Origin of the sequence: Kosakonia sp. 1610 (assembly GCF_050435845.1) — a bacterium.
GTDB classification, from domain to species: Bacteria; Pseudomonadota; Gammaproteobacteria; order Enterobacterales; family Enterobacteriaceae; genus Kosakonia; species Kosakonia cowanii.
On record NZ_JBNDKZ010000001.1, the window covers coordinates 1,515,584 to 1,533,450 of the forward strand.

The window sequence follows — 17,867 nt, forward strand, 5'->3', positions numbered from 1 at the left end:
TACAGCGTTTTTTATCCTGGCATAATAAATTGCGTTGAAAAAACGGTGAATCGTGTAAGCAATTAGCCTTAGCGGTTTTTCGGACAGATACCCATCAATTAATGGTGACCAGGTTAATTCTTAATACCCCGGCGCTGCGCGTACTTCCCGGTGTTAAAAAATGAACCGTACAGTTCATTAAAAATAAAAACGGTATTTCATTTTAAAATGAGATAAAGGTTATACGCAGTGGCAGGCTTTTTAATTTAAGCTTTCAGATAATTGCGCATCACACTCAGGATGGGATTAATGGACAACGCAGTCGATCGTCACGTGTTTTATATTTCCGATGGAACCGCTATCACCGCTGAAGTATTAGGCCATGCGGTGATGTCGCAATTTCCGGTTGCCGTCAGCAGCATCACCCTGCCTTTCGTGGAAACCGAGAGCCGCGCCCGCGCGGTCAAGGAGCAGATAGATGCGCTCTATCAGCAGACCGGCAATCGCCCGCTGGTCTTCTACTCGATTGTGTTGCCGGAAATCCGCGCCATTATTTTGCAATGTGAGGGGTTCTGTCAGGATATCGTGCAGGCGCTGGTGGCCCCGTTGCAGCAGGAATTAAAACTCGATCCGACGCCGATTGCCCATCGAACCCACGGCCTGACGCCGGGAAATTTGACCAAGTATGACGCGCGTATCGCCGCCATTGATTACACACTGGCGCACGATGACGGTATTTCGTTGCGCAACCTCGACCAGGCACAGGTGATTTTGCTCGGCGTCTCCCGCTGCGGTAAAACACCTACCAGCCTCTATCTGGCGATGCAGTTCGGTATTCGTGCCGCGAACTACCCCTTTATTGCGGATGATATGGATAACCTCGGCCTGCCTGCCGCGCTCAAGCCGTTACAGCATAAACTCTTTGGTCTGACCATTAATCCTGAGCGCCTTGCCGCCATCCGCGAAGAGCGCCGCGAGAACAGCCGCTACGCGTCGCTACGCCAGTGCCGTATGGAGGTGGCCGAAGTAGAAGCACTTTACCGCCGCCATCAAATCCCCTGCCTTAACAGCACCAACTACTCCGTTGAGGAGATCGCCACCAAGATGCTCGATATGATGGGATTAAGCCGTCGCATGTACTAATAAGCTAGTACATGAATGCATTCTGCGCTATCATGCTTGCCACTGATGTGTTGCGCCCTGTAGCGGGCTTGTTTTCAGCCGCGATTGGTTTATGGTGAGCGCATCACTTCCGGCACTTTTGCCGCTGAAGCCCCTAATTTCGAGATCGTTAATGAACAAAACAGATGAACTTCGCACCGCGCGTATTGATAGTCTGGTGACGCCTGCGGCGCTGGCACAGCGCTATCCTGTCAGCCCGGAGGTCGCCGCCCATGTGACGGCCTCACGGAGACGTATAGAAAAAATCCTTAACGGTGAAGATCGCCGCCTGCTGGTGGTTATCGGCCCCTGCTCTATTCACGATCTGGATGCGGCGATGGAGTATGCCCGCCGCCTGCAAGCTCTGCGTACGCAGCACGAGGCGCAGTTAGAGATTGTGATGCGCACCTATTTTGAAAAACCGCGCACGGTGGTCGGCTGGAAGGGGTTGATCTCCGATCCCGATTTGAACGGCAGCTATCGCGTGAATCACGGTATCGAACTGGCGCGCAGGCTGCTGTTGCAGGTCAACGAACTGGGTGTGCCGACCGCCACCGAGTTCCTTGATATGGTGACCGGCCAGTTTATCGCCGATCTGATTAGCTGGGGCGCCATCGGCGCGCGCACCACCGAAAGCCAGATCCACCGCGAAATGGCCTCGGCGCTCTCCTGCCCGGTGGGCTTTAAGAACGGCACCGATGGCAATACCCGTATTGCCGTGGATGCGATCCGCGCCTCCCGCGCCAGCCATATGTTCCTGTCACCGGACAAAGATGGTCAGATGACCGTTTACCAGACCAGCGGGAACCCGTGGGGCCATATCATTATGCGCGGCGGCAAGCAGCCAAACTTTTACCCGCAGGATATTGCCAATGCCTGCGACACGCTGCGCGAGTTTGATCTGCCGGAGCAACTGGTGGTCGACTTCAGCCACGGCAACTGTCAGAAGCAGCATCGCCGCCAGCTTGAGGTGTGTGATGAGATCTGTGCGCAAATTCGCAATGGTTCAACGGCCATTGCCGGTGTGATGGCGGAGAGTTTCCTGAAAGAGGGAACGCAAAAAATCGTTGCCGGGCAGCCGCTGATCTATGGTCAGTCGATCACCGACCCGTGCCTTGGCTGGGATGACAGCATCCTGCTGCTGGAAAAACTGGCCGCCGCCGTCGCCACGCGCGGTTGATCCAGGCTCATCTGCGAACCAGGCAGAGGTTACCTACAGATTTTAGGGGGATCGGCGCGATCTCCCTGAAACGCACTTGCCTCACTGCGCGGTTTATCGATAATAATTCTCATTGTTGATTTACCGTTAAGCGCGACTTTGCCTATGGATAGCCCCGCCACGCCCACCAGCCCGCACGAAAAACCGGATCAGATTCAGGCCGACGATCGGTACATCACCAGCCAGGCGCTGCTCGGCGAACAGCGCCGTGTTGTGATTGAGCATAACGGGCAGCGCTATTTGCTGCGCGAAACCCATGCCGGCAAGCTGATCCTCACCAAATAAACTAGCTCGAGCAGCTTACTTCCAGCCGTTTGCCCCAGTCCGGCGGACGGCGGGCATAATCATCGCTGCGATCGCTAAAGGGCTGGCGCAGGATCTCATGCAGCCTTTCCAGCTCTGCCATGTCGCCCTGCTCCGCCGCATCGATGGCGCGCTGCGCCAGCCAGTTGCGCAACACCACCGCCGGGTTAACGCCCTGCATCTGCTGCTGCCGTTGCGCATCGTCAATTCCCTCCTGCTGGAGGCGCTGGCGATAGGTGGCGAACCAGCTATCAAACGCGCTGCGATCGATAAACTCATCGCGCAGCGGCGAGTCCGCACTCTGCTGCTCGGTATGGTTTAGCATGCGGAAGGTACGCGTGTAATCACTCCCTTCCCGCGCCATCAACGCAAACAGCGTGTTGAGGATCTCGTTATCCCCCTCTTGCGGCACAAACAGGCCGAGCTTGCTGCGCATCAGGCTGCCATACTCCGTCAGCAGCGCGGTCTGATACTCATCCAGCGCCCCATTCAGGGCATCGACGGCAATAAACGGCGAGAGGGACTGCGCCAGGCGTTGCAGATTCCACTGCGCCACCACCGGCTGATTTTCAAAACTGTAGCGCCCCTGGTAGTCAGAGTGGTTGCAGATAAACGCCGGGTTGTAGTCATCAAGAAAACCATAAGGGCCGTAGTCCATCGTCAACCCGAGGATCGACATATTGTCGGTGTTCATCACGCCGTGGGCAAAACCGACCGCCTGCCAGCGGGCAATCATCACGGCAGTACGCCGGACCACATCGCGGAACCAGGCGACGTAGCGGTCAGGCTCCTCCTGCAGATGGGGCCAGTGATGGCGAATGACAAAATCGGCCAGCTCACGCACTTTCTCGGGCTGACGACGATAGTAGAAGTGTTCGAAATGGCCGAAACGGACATGGCTTTCCGCGATGCGCATCAGCATCGCCCCCTGCTCGCGGGTCTCTCGCATCACCGGCGTGTCGCTGGTGACAATGCTTAACGCACGAGTGGTGGGAATGCCGAGATAGTGCATCGCTTCTGAGGCAAGGCTTTCGCGAATGGTCGAACGCAGCACCGCGCGGCCATCGCCCATGCGCGAGTATGGCGTCAGCCCGGCCCCTTTCAGGTGCCAGTCGCGGGTTGAGCCATCCGCCAGCTGCTGTTCGCCGAGCAGAATGCCGCGCCCGTCGCCCAGTTGCCCGGCCCAGACACCGAACTGATGCCCGCTATAGACCTGCGCCAGCGGCGACATGCCGGGCAGCAACGTTTCGCCGCCCCAGACGCCAGCGCCGGATTCAGAGTGAAAGAGCGCCTCGGGCACGCCGAGGGATTCAGCCAGCGGAGCATTACGCCAGATAAGGCGTGCGTTGCTGAGCGGAGTGGGCGTTAACGCGGTGTAGTAATCTGGCAGTTCATCACGCCAGCGAGTAGTAAAAGTCAGGGTCATAGATCCTCCAGCCTTTTAGTGTAGTGCCTAACGCGGTGTTTAAACACCGGGCAACACAAGGGCTATGGATGGATCAGTGACGTCAGCTGCGCGGCGGTAACCGCAGGCCAAAGTGCGCCTTGCATGGCGCTGAACTGAAACGCCCTTGCGCGCTTCAGCGACGGCTCATCATCAATGCCGGCAATCATCACCGCATCGCAATAGGGTTCAACCTGCGAAATGATGGCGCGCATAAAGGGTTCGAAGGCAAGCGTAGATAAACGTTGGTGAATAAAGTTTTTATCCAGCATGACCCGTTTAAACAACCCGTCAAATACCGCTCTGGTTGACGCAGCGCCAACGCCGAAATTCCACAGCACCAGCGGATATTGTTTCGCCAATAGAGACAGAGTTTTGTTCTCTTTTCCGCTATTGAGATCTGGATAATTCTCATTGATGGCTAATTCAAGGCACGGGAATTTTCTTACCTGCGCCGCCAGCGTGTCATCCGTCAGTAATTGCTCGGTTATTTCCGGAGAAATATTAATCCAGGCGGTAAGGTGATGCTGAATTAAAAAGAGCTGGCAGGCTTCAATTAGCGCCAGTTGCTCAGTAAATAGCGTCACTTTTTCTGCATTCGTCAGGCGCGGCAAAACCAGCTCTGTCGGGGCGCGGACGGTGCTGTCCTTTCCAACAAAGTTAACGATAATTTCGACACCCTGAAGCACTCCGTTACCGTTTCTTGCCGGGAGTAATAAAAGCTCAGAGCGATAGCTGTAATCGAGTGAAACTATCATTTTGCCAGCCCCGCATTATGGGTGAAATCCGGCTTCAACAAAGCTGTTTGACAATATTCTATATTTACTGATTTTAATGAGATTGGCTTCATTTTTTTCCCGTTCTATTTTTCTACCCTCCCCTCCGTTGTTATTCGTTGGCTCCCGCATTCTCCTGCCCCCTGGCGGTGAGTTGCGAACAGCATAATTAAACTTTAAAAAATGAATTAGTGGAAACGTCCTGGTTTATATGAAAATGTTCCGCTGCCGCAAACAAAAAAAGGGAGGCCTGCATAACGCGCGCTCCCTTTTTCTCTGTCTGTCGATGCCGCGTCAGATGCGTCGCGCCTGCCAGAAATTTTTGCGCCAGTAGACATTATCCAGCGAAGAGCGCATCACCCCCCGGCTGGTTGAGGCGTGAATAAAGGCGTTATCAGTGTCGTAGATGCCGACGTGAAGCCCGCTCTCGCCAGAGCCGGTTTTGAAAAACACCAGATCGCCTGGCAGCAGATCCTCTTTATCTATCTCGGTGCCAAGCTTCGCCTGTTGACGCGTTTCACGCGGCAACTGCAGCGCGAATTTGTCGCGGAAGGTCATCATCACAAAGCCCGAGCAGTCGACGCCTGAACGCGCCATTCCGCCATAGCGATAGGGCGTGCCGCGCCATTCGCTCAGCTGATCGTTCAGGTTGGCGATCACCGTAATCGAGTCCGACAGCCGTGGGTTCGGCGGGGGGGCGCGATGAGAACTACATCCTGCAAGGAAAAGCGCTGCCGCCAGTAAAAACCAGATACGCATTCTGCAATACGCCTCGTTATCTCTTTTTATCGGATTAATCTACAGTGGGAGCGCGAGTTGTGGCAAGTCACCATTGCGTCACACGGTCGGGATCAGCATTCGGTGGCCTTCCACCTCAACCTGCTGGAAAACCATGCCGTAGGCGTCAGCCAGATGCGCAGGTGTCATCACCTTTGCTTTGGCGCCGCTCACCAGCAACTCGCCCTCACGCAATAGCCAGACCTGGTGTGCCTGACGCAGCGTATGATTCAGATCGTGGCTGCTCATTACCACCGTAATACCAGCGCTGGCCAGCTCGCCAATTACCCCATCCAGCGCCGCCTGTTGCGCCACATCAAGGCTGTTCATCGGTTCATCGAGCAGCAACAACTGCCCGTGATCGTTGCCCTGCGGATGGATCTGCAAAATCACCGCCGCCAGCCGCACCCGCTGCCATTCGCCGCCGGAGAGCTGGTTGGTTGCCCGCGCCAGCTTATCCTGCAGGCCAAGCTGACCGGCAATGTGGGTCAGCAGGGCGTGCTGGCTTTTATCAGGCTGATGCAGCGACAGGTAGTGCCACACGGGTATGGCAAACGGTGCACTCTGCTGTTGGGCCAGGTAGGCGCGATGCCGTGCCAGCGCCGTCGCCGACCACTGCTCAAGCGGTTGGCCGCCAAAAGTTATCTTACCCGGCCCGCCGGAAAGCCCGGCGATACGTGCGAGCAACGTGCTCTTCCCTGCCCCGTTCGGCCCGACAAGATGCACGATCTGCCCGGGGGGCAGCGACACGCTTATCGGTGCCAGCCTGCCTGGCTCAGCAACCTGCTGCAGCTGCATCAGCATCGACATTACTTCGAGACGGCCTGCTTAATGGCGTTGACCAGCAGCGGATCCTCCGGCGTCATATCGGGTGAAAAACGCTGAATCACCTGGCCGTCGCGGCCAATCAGGAATTTTTCGAAGTTCCACAAAATATCGCCCGGTGCCTGCGGTGCGCGGCCTTTACTGACCATGCGCTCATAAAATTCGCTGTCTGCCGGGGCAAGCGCTGTTGGTGCGGCAGCAATCAATTTTTCATAGAGAGGATGGCGCGCGTCGCCATTGACGTCGATCTTGCTGAACAGCGGAAAGGTGACGCCATAGGTGGTGCTACAGAAGGTTTTGATCTCCTCTTCCGAGCCCGGCTCCTGGCCAAGGAACTGGTTACACGGGAAGCCCAGCACGCTAAAGCCTTCCCCTTCCCACGCTTTCTGCAGGTTTTCCAGCTGCTCGTACTGCGGCGTCAGGCCACATTTTGACGCGACGTTAACCACTAAAAGCACCTTGCCGCGCCAGGCGCTGAGCGAGATCCTTTCGCCATCAATAGTGGTGACTTCGGTATCCAGAATATTCTGTTGCATAACATCCCCTTAATGAATGTGATGGTTGCCGGGCTTAGCGCCCGACCCTCAATAATAGCCAGATAAACACCGGCGCACCTAGTGTCGATGTTACAACGCCAATCGGCAGCTCTGCGGCGCTGAGCGCGAGGCGCGAGACAATATCCGCCAGCAGTAAGGCTACCGCGCCCGCCAGCGCGCAGCCCGGAAGCAGAACGCGGTGATCGCTTAAGCCACATAAGCGCATAATATGCGGGATCACAAGCCCGATAAAGCCAATAGCCCCGGCAATCGCCACGCTGACGCCTACCATCCAGCCAGTAGCCGCCACCAGCAGATTACGCCATAACCAGAGCGGCAGCCCGAGCTGGCGGGCGGAGATTTCCCCCAGCGCTAACACGTTCAACGCCGTGGATTGCAGGCAGATCCACACCATCACCGGCAGAAGTGCTGCCATCAGCCAGCCCTGCTGCCAGTCGACGCCGCTGAAGCCGCCCATCATCCAGTACATCAACTGGCGTAAATCGAGCGAGGTGGAGAAGTAGACCGCCCAGGTCATTAAGGCAGTGCAGATAATGCCGAGCGCGACACCGGCCAGCAGTAAGCGGCTGGTGGAAAGATGGCGGCGCGCAAAGCGCAGCAGGATAAGCGTAACCATCAATGCGCCGGCAATGGCGCATAGACCGAGCGCCCAGTCGGGCAACATCCCGCCGCCGAGAAACACCGCCGCAACCAGGCCTACGCCCGCGCCGCTCGATACGCCAAGCAGGCCTGGCTCTGCCAAAGGATTTTCAAACAGCGCCTGCATGGTGGCACCACACAGCGCCAGCGCAGCACCCACCAGCAGCACGGCAAGGGTGCGCGGTAAGCGTATCTGCCAGACGAAAAGCTCACCCTCAGGAGTGAACCAGCGATTGGGGGCTATCCACTGCTCGCCTGCGCAAAGACTCAAAGTGAGCGCAAGCAGTAAAAACAGCGCCAGCGCGCCGAGCCAGAGGCGGTTGCGTTGCTGTTGAAGATGGGCGTATGCCAGCATGGTTTCACGTTTACTCATCAGCCAGGTGACTGATTCTAAGAGGGATAGCGGATGCTGAAAAGAAAAAAGGCCGCGAGGCGGCCTTTTTGGTTAATGCAAAATCATTCAGCTTTGGGCGAAGCGTTTTCGACGCGGCTCTTTAACTTCTGGCCGGGTCTGAAGGTCACCACGCGCCGTGCTGTAATGGGAATATCTTCGCCGGTTTTTGGATTACGACCCGGACGTTGATTCTTGTCACGCAAATCAAAGTTGCCGAAGCCGGAGAGTTTGACCTGCTCACCATTTTCCAGAGCACGACGGATCTCTTCGAAAAACAGCTCTACCAGCTCTTTTGCATCCCGTTTGCTAAGCCCAAGCTTATCAAACAGATATTCTGACATTTCAGCTTTTGTAAGCGCCATAGGTTCAATCCCTCAATGATGCCTGGAATCGCTCTTTTAATGCCTCTACACATCTGGCAACGGTAGCGGCAATCTCCTCTTCTTCGAGTGTACGGCCGGTATCCTGAAGGATCAGACTGATGGCAAGGCTTTTCGACCCTTCCACGACGCCCTTACCGCGGTACACGTCAAACAAGTTTACGCCAACTACCTGATTTGCGCCAACTTTCTTACATTCAGCCAAAACATCTGCTGCGGGTACATTTTCATTGACCACAACAGCGATGTCGCGGCGGTTCGCCGGGAAGCGAGAAATCTCCTGAGCCTGAGGCACGGCGCGGTCTGCAAGGGCATTCCACTCCAGTTCAAACACCAGCGTGCGGCCATTCAGATCAAGCTTACGCTCCAGCTCCGGATGCACCACGCCGATAAAGCCAATGCGCTTATCTTTCAGATAAATCGCGGCAGATTGACCCGGGTGCAGCGCCGGATTGGTCTCAGCGCGGAACTCGATAGCGCCTGTTTTGCCGGTCAGCTCCAGCACAGACTCCAGATCGCCTTTCAGATCGAAGAAATCAACGCTGTTTTTCGCCAGGTCCCAGTGCTCTTCATAACGGTTACCGCAGATAGCACCTGCCAGCATCACATCCTGACGGATGCCGAGGTTCGCTTGGGTATCCGGCACAAAACGCAGACCGGTTTCGAAAATACGCACACGGCTCTGCTGACGGTTCTGGTTATAGACAATGGTGCCCAGCAGACCAGTCCACAGTGAGAGACGCATCACCGACATTTCGCTGGAGATCGGGCTTGGCAGCACCAGCGCTTCTTCGCCCGGGTGGATCAACTGCTGCAGTTTCGGATCAACGAAGCTGTAGGTGATCACTTCCTGGTAGCCTTTGTCGTTAAGCATAGTTTTCACTCGCTTAAGGGACAAGTTGGCTTCGCGATGTTCGCCCATGATCAGCCCGGCCTGTACTGGCTCGTCAGGAATATTGTTGTAACCGTAAACACGGGCAACCTCTTCCACCAGGTCCTCTTCGATCTCCATATCGAAACGCCAGCTCGGCGCGACCGCCAGCCACTCATCCTGGCCTGCGGTGACTTCGCAGCCAAGGCGGGTCAGAATATCGCTCACCTGCTCATCGGCAATGTGATGACCAATCAGGCGGTCCAGCTTGCTGCGACGCAGACGGATAGTGGCGCGTTTCGGCAGAGAGGCTTCATTAGTCACGTCAATAACCGGGCCCGCTTCACCGCCGCAAATATCCAGCAGCAGGCGCGTGGCGCGCTCCATCGCTTTATACTGCAACTTCGGATCGACGCCGCGCTCGTAGCGGTGAGAAGCATCAGTGTGCAGACCGTGACGACGCGCGCGACCGGTAATGGAGAGCGGGTTGAAGAAAGCACACTCCAGCAGAACGTTTTGCGTTTCGCTGTTTACACCTGAATGCTCGCCGCCGAAGATACCGCCCATTGCCAGCGCGTTTTTCTGGTCAGCAATGACCAGCGTGTCTGTGCTCAGCTTCGCTTCGTTGCCGTCGAGCAGCACCAGCGTTTCGCCCTCTTTCGCCATACGCACCACGATGCCGCCTTCCAGGCGATCGCTGTCGAAAGCGTGCATCGGCTGGCCGAGCTCAAGCAGAACGTAGTTGGTGACATCGACTACCGCATCGATTGAACGAATGCCGCAGCGACGCAGCTTCTCTTTCATCCACAGCGGCGTCGGCGCGCTGACGTTGATACCTTTGACCAGGCGGCCCAGGTAGCGCGGACAGGCCTCTTGCGCTTCCACAACGATCGGCAGCGTATCGTTAATGGTGGCGGCAACCGGTGCGATTTCTGGCTCGTTCAGCGGGGATTTATTCAACACCGCAACGTCGCGAGCGACACCGATAATACCCAGGCAGTCGGCGCGGTTTGGCGTGACGCTGATTTCGATAGTGTTGTCTTCAAGCTTCAGGTATTCACGAATGTCGGTGCCAATCGGCGCATCTGCCGGCAGTTCAATGATGCCGTTGTGATCGTCGGAAATACCGAGTTCGGAGAAGGAGCAGAGCATCCCTTCAGAGGGTTCGCCGCGCAGTTTCGCCGCTTTAATTTTGAAATCGCCCGGCAGTACCGCGCCGACGGTCGCAACGGCCACTTTCAGACCGAGACGGCAGTTTGGCGCGCCGCAGACGATATCCAGCAGGCGATCGCCGCCCACGTTCACTTTTGTTACGCGCAGTTTGTCAGCGTTCGGGTGCTGAGCGCACTCCATCACTTCGCCAACCACTACACCATGAAACGCACCGGCGACCGGTTCAACGCCGTCCACTTCCAGGCCGGCCATGGTGATCTGCCCGGAGAGCGCTTCGCTATCAACCGCTGGGTTCACCCATTCGCGTAACCACAGTTCACTGAATTTCATTGTTTCGCCTGCCCTTATTTAAACTGTTTGAGGAAACGCAAATCGTTTTCGAAGAATGCGCGCAGATCTGTCACACCGTAGCGCAGCATGGTGAGACGCTCCATCCCCATGCCAAACGCGAAGCCGGAGTAGATTTCCGGGTCGATGCCAACGTTACGCAGCACATTCGGGTGGACCATGCCACAGCCCAGCACTTCCAGCCATTTACCGTTTTTACCCATCACATCCACTTCGGCGGAGGGTTCGGTGAACGGGAAGTAGGAGGGACGGAAGCGGATTTGCAGATCCTCTTCAAAGAAGTTACGCAGGAAGTCGTGCAGCGTCCCTTTCAGGTTGGTAAAGGTGATGTTTTTATCAACGATCAGCCCTTCCATCTGATGGAACATCGGGGTGTGGGTCTGATCGTAGTCGTTACGGTAGACGCGGCCCGGGGCAATAATGCGGATCGGCGGCTGCTGATGCTCCATGGTGCGGATCTGCACACCTGAGGTCTGCGTACGCAGCAGACGCGTGGCGTCGAACCAGAAGGTGTCGTGATCGGCACGTGCCGGATGGTGGCCCGGAATGTTCAGCGCGTCAAAATTGTGGTAATCGTCTTCGATCTCCGGCCCGGTGGCGACGGTAAAGCCCAGCTCGCCAAAGAAGCTCTCGATACGATCGATGGTACGGGTCACCGGGTGCAGACCGCCATTTTCAATACGACGGCCCGGCAGGGAGACATCGATGGTCTCAGCAGCGAGGCGGGCATTCAGCGCAGCGCTTTCGAGATCGTTTTTGCGCGCGTTCAGTGCTTGCTGAACCTGCTCTTTCGCTTCGTTGATTACCGCTCCGGCAGCCGGGCGCTCTTCTGGCGGCAGCTCACGCAGGGTGGTCATCTGAAGGGTCAGATGCCCTTTCTTACCCAAATATTCGACGCGTACGTTGTCCAGCGCGGCGACATCTGAGGCATCGTTAATGGCTGCCTTCGCACTGGCAACCAGCTCTGCGAGATGTGACATGGTTTTCCTCGTTATATGACGATATTTACACGCGGCAGATACAAAAAAAGCCTCCACAAGGGAGGCTTTCTGGCGCTGTTTTCCGTTTCTTCTTTCACGCGCAAGCCCCCTGGATTCAGGTGCTAAAGTAAAAAAAGAAGCGGAAAATAGCAGCATTCATGCTTGCATTACCTTAATCGGCTACGTGGCGACGATGGGCTATTGAAAACGCATCACGGCAAAAAGTCAATGTATTGATACTGTTAAAGCAAAAGAGGGAGCCAGGCTCCCTCTCTTAAACTGGCTTACGCCAGAGCTGCTTTCGCTTTTTCAACCAGGGCAGAGAATGCCACTTTGTCGAATACGGCGATGTCAGCCAGGATCTTACGGTCAATTTCAACAGAGGCTTTTTTCAGGCCGTTGATGAATTTGCTGTAAGAAATACCGTTCTGACGTGCTGCTGCGTTGATACGTGCAATCCACAGCTGACGGAACTGACGCTTTTTCTGACGACGGTCACGATAAGCGTACTGACCAGCTTTGATAACAGCCTGGAAGGCAACACGGTAAACGCGTGAACGCGCGCCGTAGTAGCCTTTAGCTTGTTTCAAAATTTTCTTATGACGTGCACGTGCAATCACACCACGTTTTACGCGAGCCATATGCTCTCCTGTATATTCTAATTAAAAAGTTAAAAGGTTAACGACTTATGCGTACGGCAGGCACGCGATGACCAGGCCCAGATCGCCTTTAGAAACCATGGCTTTCGGACGCAGGTGACGTTTACGCTTGGTAGCTTTTTTGGTCAGAATATGACGCAGGTTAGCATGCTTGTGCTTAAAACCACCTTTACCGGTTTTTTTGAAGCGCTTAGCAGCACCGCGTACGGTTTTGATCTTTGGCATTTTTCAATTTCCACTTCGCATTGTTAATAAACGAAACAAAGGCGAACTAAACCCGCGAGCACGAGGCCCACAGGTTTAATTACTTGATGGCCTTACTGTTTCTTCTTAGGAGCAAGCACCATAATCATCTGGCGGCCTTCGATCTTCGTAGGGAAGGATTCGACAACTGCCAGTTCGACCAGATCTTCTTTCACGCGGTTAAGCACTTCCATACCGATCTGTTGGTGGGCCATCTCACGACCGCGGAAACGCAGTGTGATCTTGGCCTTATCGCCCTCTTCAAGAAAGCGAATCAGGCTGCGGAGTTTTACCTGATAGTCGCCTTCATCTGTACCAGGTCGGAATTTGATTTCCTTGACCTGAATAACTTTTTGCTTCTTCTTCTGTTCCTTAGAAGATTTGCTCTTTTCATAGAGGAACTTGCCGTAGTCCATTATACGGCAAACGGGCGGCTCGGCGTTAGGGCTAATTTCAACTAAATCAACCCCGGCTTCTTCAGCTTTTTCCAGAGCTTCTCGCAGACTCACAATACCAAGCTGCTCGCCTTCCAGACCAGTTAAGCGAACTTCCAGGGCGCGGATCTCGCCATTAATACGATTGGGACGCGCCGTTTGAACTCGTTTTCCGCCTTTAATACCTTATTCCTCCAGTTGTTTAAGACTGCGGCTGCGAATCTCTTGTTGCAGCTTCTCGATAACTTCATTTACGTCAAGGCTACCCAGGTCTTTACCGCGACGGGTACGCACAGCAACTTTGCCGGCTTCAACCTCTTTGTCACCACAAACAAGCATATAAGGGACACGACGTAAAGTGTGCTCGCGGATTTTAAAGCCTATCTTCTCGTTTCTCAAGTCTGCTTTTACACGAATGCCTGCATTTTGCAGTTTCTCGGTCAATTCGTTGACATATTCAGACTGTGAATCAGTGATGTTCATGACCACTACCTGCACCGGCGCAAGCCAGGTTGGGAAGAAGCCTGCGAACTCTTCAGTCAGGATGCCGATAAAGCGCTCCAGTGACCCAAGAATTGCGCGATGAATCATAACTGGAACCTGACGCTCGTTGCTTTCGCCCACATAAGAGGCGTTCAGACGAGCCGGCAGGGAGAAGTCCAGCTGTACCGTTCCGCACTGCCATGCACGATCGAGGCAGTCATACAGGGTAAATTCAATTTTCGGACCGTAGAATGCGCCTTCACCCAGCTGATATTCAAATGGGATATTGTTCTCTTCCAGCGCAACTGCCAGATCCGCCTCAGCACGATCCCACATCTCGTCGCTACCGATACGTTTCTCGGGACGGGTGGAGAGTTTGACAACGATCTTTTCGAAGCCAAACGTGCTGTACATATCGTAGACCATACGGATGCAGGCGTTCACTTCATCGCGAACCTGCTCTTCCGTACAGAAGATGTGCGCATCATCTTGCGTAAAGCCGCGCACACGCATCAGACCGTGCAACGCACCCGAAGGTTCATTACGGTGGCAGCTACCGAACTCCGCCATACGCAGCGGCAGGTCGCGGTAGGATTTCAACCCTTGGTTGAAAATCTGCACATGTCCCGGGCAGTTCATCGGTTTGATGCAGTACTCACGATTCTCCGAAGAGGTCGTAAACATAGCATCTTTGTAGTTGTCCCAGTGGCCGGTTTTTTCCCACAGCACACGGTCCATCATAAACGGGCCTTTCACTTCCTGGTACTGGTACGCTTTCAGCTTAGAGCGTACAAACGTTTCCAGTTCACGGAAAATGGTCCAGCCATCGTTGTGCCAGAATACCATACCCGGCGCTTCTTCCTGCATATGGTACAGGTCAAGCTGCTTGCCGATTTTACGGTGGTCGCGTTTTGCGGCTTCTTCCAGACGCAGCAGATAGGCGTTAAGCGCTTTTTTATCTGCCCATGCGGTACCGTAAATGCGCTGCAGCATCTTGTTGTTGCTGTCGCCACGCCAGTAAGCGCCCGCCGTTTTCATCAGTTTGAAATGGTGGCAGAAACGCATATTCGGTACGTGCGGACCACGGCACATATCGACGTATTCTTCATGATGATACAAGCCAGGCTTATCATCATGGGCAATATTTTCATCAAGAATGGAGACTTTGTAGTTTTCACCGCGTGCGACAAACGTTTCACGCGCTTCCTGCCAGCTCACTTTCTTCTTGATAACGTCATAGTTGGATTCGGCGAGCTCGTGCATACGTTTTTCGAGCGCGTCGATATCTTCCTGAGTCAGGGTGTGATCGAGATCAACGTCATAATAGAAACCGTTGTCGATAACCGGACCAATCGCCATTTTGGTGTGCGGCCACAGTTGCTTGATAGCATGGCCCAACAGATGCGCACAGGAGTGGCGGATAATCTCCAGCCCTTCCTCATCTTTTGCGGTGATGATAGCAAGGTTTGCATCACTGTCGATGATATCTGAAGCATCGACCAGTTCACCGTTGACGCGCCCGGCAATGCAAGCTTTCGCCAGGCCAGGGCCAATATCAAGCGCGACATCCAGGGGACTTACGGCGTGGTCATAATGGCGTTGACTGCCATCAGGAAGCGTAATTACAGGCATTTCATTTCCTTAATTTGCAGTGGTGCGCCACACGAAAGAGCACATGCAAAATGAGATTTCAAAGATATAACAGCCGCTTAGATAAGTTTTCTCGCTTCACTCTGCGGAATATGTATCGAACGGTAATGACCGCACTTTACCCTTACCCGCTGCTGTTAAGTACCCGACAATAGTACACATTTGCACTCGGCGTTGAAAGGGCTAGTGTGGCGCGGATCGTTTTTGCGCCCTTTTTCGGCTCTATTGGGGAGTAAGTCGCCATTCAACTGTGCTGGCGCAAGGAAGGTATTATCTGATTTTGCTTTGCCATCTTGACACAACAGGGGTGGAAGCAGTCTATTTGGCTTCCCATTAACCCCTAACCCACTGATAAATCATGGTAATAGTTTATATCTTAGCCATTGTTCTGCTGATTGCGATTGTTTTTTTTGCCTTCTATAAACACAGCAAAGTGAAATATTCACAAACCCTTCCGGTTTCCCCGAGAAAACGACGCTAGGGCTTTCGCTTCTCCCGGGCACGCAGCAATGCGTGCCCTGTTGAAACCCGGCTCAGGCGTCGAAACCCAGTGCGCGAATCACCTCTTCCATCGCCGCTTCGGTCAGTTCGGTACGTTTAATTCTCTGATTAGCCAGCATGGTTCTTACCACACCCGCAATAACAATATGCTTAGGCTCCTGTCCCAGGTCACGCATCTCAAGCACCACCTTGCCCACCACCCGGCACATCTCATCGTATAACGCCGCATCATTCAACTTGCCCATATCGCCCCACTTTTTTCATTAGAAAGCCTTGAGTAAAACGCAACCTGTCCTTATACCCATTGCCTGTAAGTGTGCCACAACACAGCAAATCTATAGCGGAAATGTAAAAGGACTTGTTTTTTATACAGTTGCACAAAGTTAAATTTCCTTATCGATTTACCTTAAAGAAACTCACTCCTGTTGCCGATAAATAGAGCATTCGTGGTTTGAATGATATAGCGACGGTAATGCAAGCGATCAATTACAACGAGATGACGGGATTGAACCTGACGGTTCGAAAAACGACCTCATCGACTCTGCAAGAGTCAATTGAGCGTTTATCGTCAGGCTTTCGAATCAATGGCGCAAAAGACGATGCGGCAGGCCAGGCCATCGCCAATCGTATGCGTTCTAATAGCAACGCAGACACCGTGGTTTCCCGCGGGCTTGATGACGCCATCAGCATGGCGCAGACCGCCGATGGTGGCCTGAGTACCATTAGCGAACGGCTGATTCGCGCTAAAAGCCTGGCTATCCAGGCCGGCAATAGCACGCTTTCCGAAGGCGACAGACAGAGCATTCAGAATGAATATAAAAGTATTCTGGATACCATTCAGTCGATTTCCGAAGGCACCGAGATTTTCGGCTCTTATCCGCTGGCAACGGACTCGCCAGAGCTACCGCCGCAGCTTATCGGCGATGTACCGCCGCTGAGTACGAAATTTCCGGTGAGCGGGACGGACTACTCTTTCAGTTCTGGGATCGTCTCGCTGGCCTATATCCCGGCGGGGGCGAAAAATATTACGTTGACCATCGACTCGCTCGGTCTGGATGACGATATTCAGCTCTTTACGCGTGACGGTAAACATCTGGCAGGCACGCCAATTAACGGCAGCGACCCGGACTACACCTGGAAAAGCCGTGGTATCACGGATTCTGCGAAGGCGACCAGCCGCGTGTTGACTCCAGCGAACGGTTTCAAGAGTGGCGCCACCTATGATGACTCGCTGCTGATTGAAGGGGGTACATCCTGGGCATTAAATGGCAGCGAGACGCTCGCCTATCACGGCATGACCATCAAATACAGCGGCGATGGCGATCGTTACGAGTCCGCTGCGGCCTACAATGATGGCAGCAATGGTTCGAACCGCCTTGAGCGGTTAAAAATAGATAATGTCACCGAAGATCTGGTGGTGATGATCGTGGGTAGCGGTTCTTTCACCAGCAACCTGACCTGGGGCGACCTGCCAAAACCGACCATTACGCCGGAAGTGCCACCTAAGCAGAGCAGGCCGTGGGAAGTGGTAACCAGCGCCACTGTCGGGGATGAGATCAAATCAACGACCATTCCGACCACGCCCGCGGATGTTAAATCCCTTGGCTTAACCGGCACGGATCTGCTGTCAGAAACCACCGCAGGTAAGGCGATGGGCAAACTCGACCAGGCGCTGGAGAAAGTGAGCGGTTACCGCGCGCAATATGGCGCTTTTATTAATCGTTTTGAATCAAACAAATCGGTGCTGGCGCAGCAGAGTGTCGCCACGCAGGCGGCAAAGAGCCGGATAGAAGATGCAGATTACGCGCTGGAAGCGAGCAAGATGGCTAAAGCGCAGCTGTTACAGCAGGGTCAGGACGCCGTGCTAAAAGTGGCCAACCAGGCGGCGGAGAATATTCTTTCTCTCCTGCGTAGCTAATACTCTGAGATTTAACGCAACCAGAGATAAGCGTTATTCGTGCACTTTTTATAAATAACTTTTCAGAATCGACTCATTATTAAGTCTGTCTTGCCAAATTTAAAAACCGGTACCGCATAATCCGGTTTTTAAATTAAGCAGATGAAACTGCTA

General features: G+C 54.2%; 19 protein-coding genes and 1 other annotated feature. Of the genes, 4 read left to right on the forward strand and 15 right to left on the reverse strand.

The features are described 5' to 3' along the window. Positions 1–288 precede the first annotated feature (288 nt). From ppsR to hemP, 3 genes are all read left to right on the forward strand, one after another. On the forward strand, positions 289–1,122 hold the full coding sequence (gene ppsR, locus ABIC80_RS07280; RefSeq protein WP_042718155.1) for a posphoenolpyruvate synthetase regulatory kinase/phosphorylase PpsR: 834 nt from the start codon (positions 289–291) through the stop codon (positions 1,120–1,122). 151 nt (positions 1,123–1,273) lie between these two features. After that, on the forward strand, positions 1,274–2,320 hold the full coding sequence (gene aroH, locus ABIC80_RS07285) for a 3-deoxy-7-phosphoheptulonate synthase AroH (protein WP_429176259.1): 1,047 nt from the start codon (positions 1,274–1,276) through the stop codon (positions 2,318–2,320). A 144-nt stretch (positions 2,321–2,464) separates the two neighbouring features. After that, the gene (gene hemP / locus ABIC80_RS07290; RefSeq protein ID WP_263752407.1) at positions 2,465–2,644 is read left to right on the forward strand and encodes a hemin uptake protein HemP; all 180 of its coding nucleotides are present in this window, start codon (positions 2,465–2,467) and stop codon (positions 2,642–2,644) included. A gap of 1 nt (position 2,645) precedes the next feature. Here hemP and selO read toward each other — a convergent pair whose 3' ends face one another. The 15 genes from selO to fumD form a co-directional block, all read right to left on the reverse strand. Further along, a complete protein-coding gene (gene selO / locus ABIC80_RS07295; protein WP_429176261.1) occupies positions 2,646–4,088 on the reverse strand; it encodes a protein adenylyltransferase SelO in 1,443 nt (480 codons plus the stop codon). A gap of 62 nt (positions 4,089–4,150) precedes the next feature. After that, entirely contained in the window at positions 4,151–4,864 is a 714-nt protein-coding gene (locus ABIC80_RS07300) for an EAL domain-containing protein (protein WP_094420086.1), read from the reverse strand. A gap of 312 nt (positions 4,865–5,176) precedes the next feature. Then, positions 5,177–5,641 (reverse strand): C40 family peptidase, encoded by a 465-nt coding sequence (locus ABIC80_RS07305; RefSeq protein ID WP_042715841.1) that lies wholly within the window; start codon positions 5,639–5,641, stop codon positions 5,177–5,179. A 78-nt stretch (positions 5,642–5,719) separates the two neighbouring features. Then, positions 5,720–6,469 (reverse strand): vitamin B12 ABC transporter ATP-binding protein BtuD, encoded by a 750-nt coding sequence (gene btuD / locus ABIC80_RS07310; protein ID WP_429176264.1) that lies wholly within the window; start codon positions 6,467–6,469, stop codon positions 5,720–5,722. After that, positions 6,469–7,020, reverse strand: a complete 552-nt coding sequence (locus tag ABIC80_RS07315; protein WP_429176267.1) for a glutathione peroxidase — start codon at positions 7,018–7,020, stop codon at positions 6,469–6,471. Before ABIC80_RS07315 ends, btuD begins: the two co-directional genes overlap by 1 nt. A 34-nt stretch (positions 7,021–7,054) precedes the next feature. Beyond that, a complete protein-coding gene (gene btuC, locus ABIC80_RS07320) occupies positions 7,055–8,035 on the reverse strand; it encodes a vitamin B12 ABC transporter permease BtuC (protein ID WP_429176506.1) in 981 nt (326 codons plus the stop codon). Between the two features lie 101 nt (positions 8,036–8,136). Next, positions 8,137–8,436, reverse strand: a complete 300-nt coding sequence (gene ihfA / locus ABIC80_RS07325) for an integration host factor subunit alpha (protein WP_006820203.1) — start codon at positions 8,434–8,436, stop codon at positions 8,137–8,139. Positions 8,437–8,440: 4 nt separating this feature from the next. Beyond that, on the reverse strand, positions 8,441–10,828 hold the full coding sequence (gene pheT, locus ABIC80_RS07330; RefSeq protein ID WP_429176270.1) for a phenylalanine--tRNA ligase subunit beta: 2,388 nt from the start codon (positions 10,826–10,828) through the stop codon (positions 8,441–8,443). 14 nt (positions 10,829–10,842) lie between these two features. Next, on the reverse strand, positions 10,843–11,826 hold the full coding sequence (gene pheS / locus ABIC80_RS07335; RefSeq protein WP_429176273.1) for a phenylalanine--tRNA ligase subunit alpha: 984 nt from the start codon (positions 11,824–11,826) through the stop codon (positions 10,843–10,845). Positions 11,827–11,866: 40 nt separating this feature from the next. Beyond that, positions 11,867–11,991, reverse strand: a sequence feature (Phe leader region). After that, positions 11,942–11,986, reverse strand: coding sequence for a pheST operon leader peptide PheM (pheM, locus tag ABIC80_RS07340; protein WP_001386830.1), 45 nt, complete (start codon positions 11,984–11,986; stop codon positions 11,942–11,944). Its footprint overlaps the feature before it by 45 nt. Positions 11,992–12,110: 119 nt before the next feature. After that, on the reverse strand, positions 12,111–12,467 hold the full coding sequence (gene rplT, locus ABIC80_RS07345) for a 50S ribosomal protein L20 (protein ID WP_007374646.1): 357 nt from the start codon (positions 12,465–12,467) through the stop codon (positions 12,111–12,113). 45 nt (positions 12,468–12,512) lie between these two features. Next, positions 12,513–12,710 (reverse strand): 50S ribosomal protein L35, encoded by a 198-nt coding sequence (gene rpmI / locus ABIC80_RS07350; RefSeq protein ID WP_001124225.1) that lies wholly within the window; start codon positions 12,708–12,710, stop codon positions 12,513–12,515. Positions 12,711–12,802: 92 nt separating this feature from the next. After that, positions 12,803–13,345, reverse strand: a complete 543-nt coding sequence (gene infC, locus ABIC80_RS07355) for a translation initiation factor IF-3 (protein ID WP_071789579.1) — start codon at positions 13,343–13,345, stop codon at positions 12,803–12,805. 3 nt (positions 13,346–13,348) lie between these two features. Beyond that, on the reverse strand, positions 13,349–15,277 hold the full coding sequence (gene thrS, locus ABIC80_RS07360) for a threonine--tRNA ligase (protein ID WP_094420089.1): 1,929 nt from the start codon (positions 15,275–15,277) through the stop codon (positions 13,349–13,351). A gap of 551 nt (positions 15,278–15,828) precedes the next feature. Beyond that, on the reverse strand, positions 15,829–16,041 hold the full coding sequence (fumD, locus tag ABIC80_RS07365; RefSeq protein WP_042715883.1) for a fumarate hydratase FumD: 213 nt from the start codon (positions 16,039–16,041) through the stop codon (positions 15,829–15,831). Positions 16,042–16,268: 227 nt separating this feature from the next. Here fumD and ABIC80_RS07370 point away from each other — a divergent pair, with 227 nt between their 5' ends. Beyond that, the gene (locus ABIC80_RS07370; protein ID WP_429176276.1) at positions 16,269–17,714 is read left to right on the forward strand and encodes a flagellin; all 1,446 of its coding nucleotides are present in this window, start codon (positions 16,269–16,271) and stop codon (positions 17,712–17,714) included. Positions 17,715–17,867: the final 153 nt, after the last annotated feature.

Bases quoted from the DNA above. Each gene is read 5' to 3' on its own strand.
- ppsR (WP_042718155.1), top strand. From the start codon at position 289: ATGGACAACGCAGTCGATCGTCACGTGTTTTATATTTCCGATGGAACC.
- aroH (WP_429176259.1), top strand. From the start codon at position 1,274: ATGAACAAAACAGATGAACTTCGCACCGCGCGTATTGATAGTCTGGTG.
- hemP (WP_263752407.1), top strand. From the start codon at position 2,465: ATGGATAGCCCCGCCACGCCCACCAGCCCGCACGAAAAACCGGATCAG.
- selO (WP_429176261.1), bottom strand. From the start codon at position 4,088: ATGACCCTGACTTTTACTACTCGCTGGCGTGATGAACTGCCAGATTAC.
- ABIC80_RS07300 (WP_094420086.1), bottom strand. From the start codon at position 4,864: ATGATAGTTTCACTCGATTACAGCTATCGCTCTGAGCTTTTATTACTC.
- ABIC80_RS07305 (WP_042715841.1), bottom strand. From the start codon at position 5,641: ATGCGTATCTGGTTTTTACTGGCGGCAGCGCTTTTCCTTGCAGGATGT.
- btuD (WP_429176264.1), bottom strand. From the start codon at position 6,469: ATGTCGATGCTGATGCAGCTGCAGCAGGTTGCTGAGCCAGGCAGGCTG.
- ABIC80_RS07315 (WP_429176267.1), bottom strand. From the start codon at position 7,020: ATGCAACAGAATATTCTGGATACCGAAGTCACCACTATTGATGGCGAA.
- btuC (WP_429176506.1), bottom strand. From the start codon at position 8,035: ATGCTGGCATACGCCCATCTTCAACAGCAACGCAACCGCCTCTGGCTC.
- ihfA (WP_006820203.1), bottom strand. From the start codon at position 8,436: ATGGCGCTTACAAAAGCTGAAATGTCAGAATATCTGTTTGATAAGCTT.
- pheT (WP_429176270.1), bottom strand. From the start codon at position 10,828: ATGAAATTCAGTGAACTGTGGTTACGCGAATGGGTGAACCCAGCGGTT.
- pheS (WP_429176273.1), bottom strand. From the start codon at position 11,826: ATGTCACATCTCGCAGAGCTGGTTGCCAGTGCGAAGGCAGCCATTAAC.
- rplT (WP_007374646.1), bottom strand. From the start codon at position 12,467: ATGGCTCGCGTAAAACGTGGTGTGATTGCACGTGCACGTCATAAGAAA.
- rpmI (WP_001124225.1), bottom strand. From the start codon at position 12,710: ATGCCAAAGATCAAAACCGTACGCGGTGCTGCTAAGCGCTTCAAAAAA.
- thrS (WP_094420089.1), bottom strand. From the start codon at position 15,277: ATGCCTGTAATTACGCTTCCTGATGGCAGTCAACGCCATTATGACCAC.
- fumD (WP_042715883.1), bottom strand. From the start codon at position 16,041: ATGGGCAAGTTGAATGATGCGGCGTTATACGATGAGATGTGCCGGGTG.
- ABIC80_RS07370 (WP_429176276.1), top strand. From the start codon at position 16,269: ATGCAAGCGATCAATTACAACGAGATGACGGGATTGAACCTGACGGTT.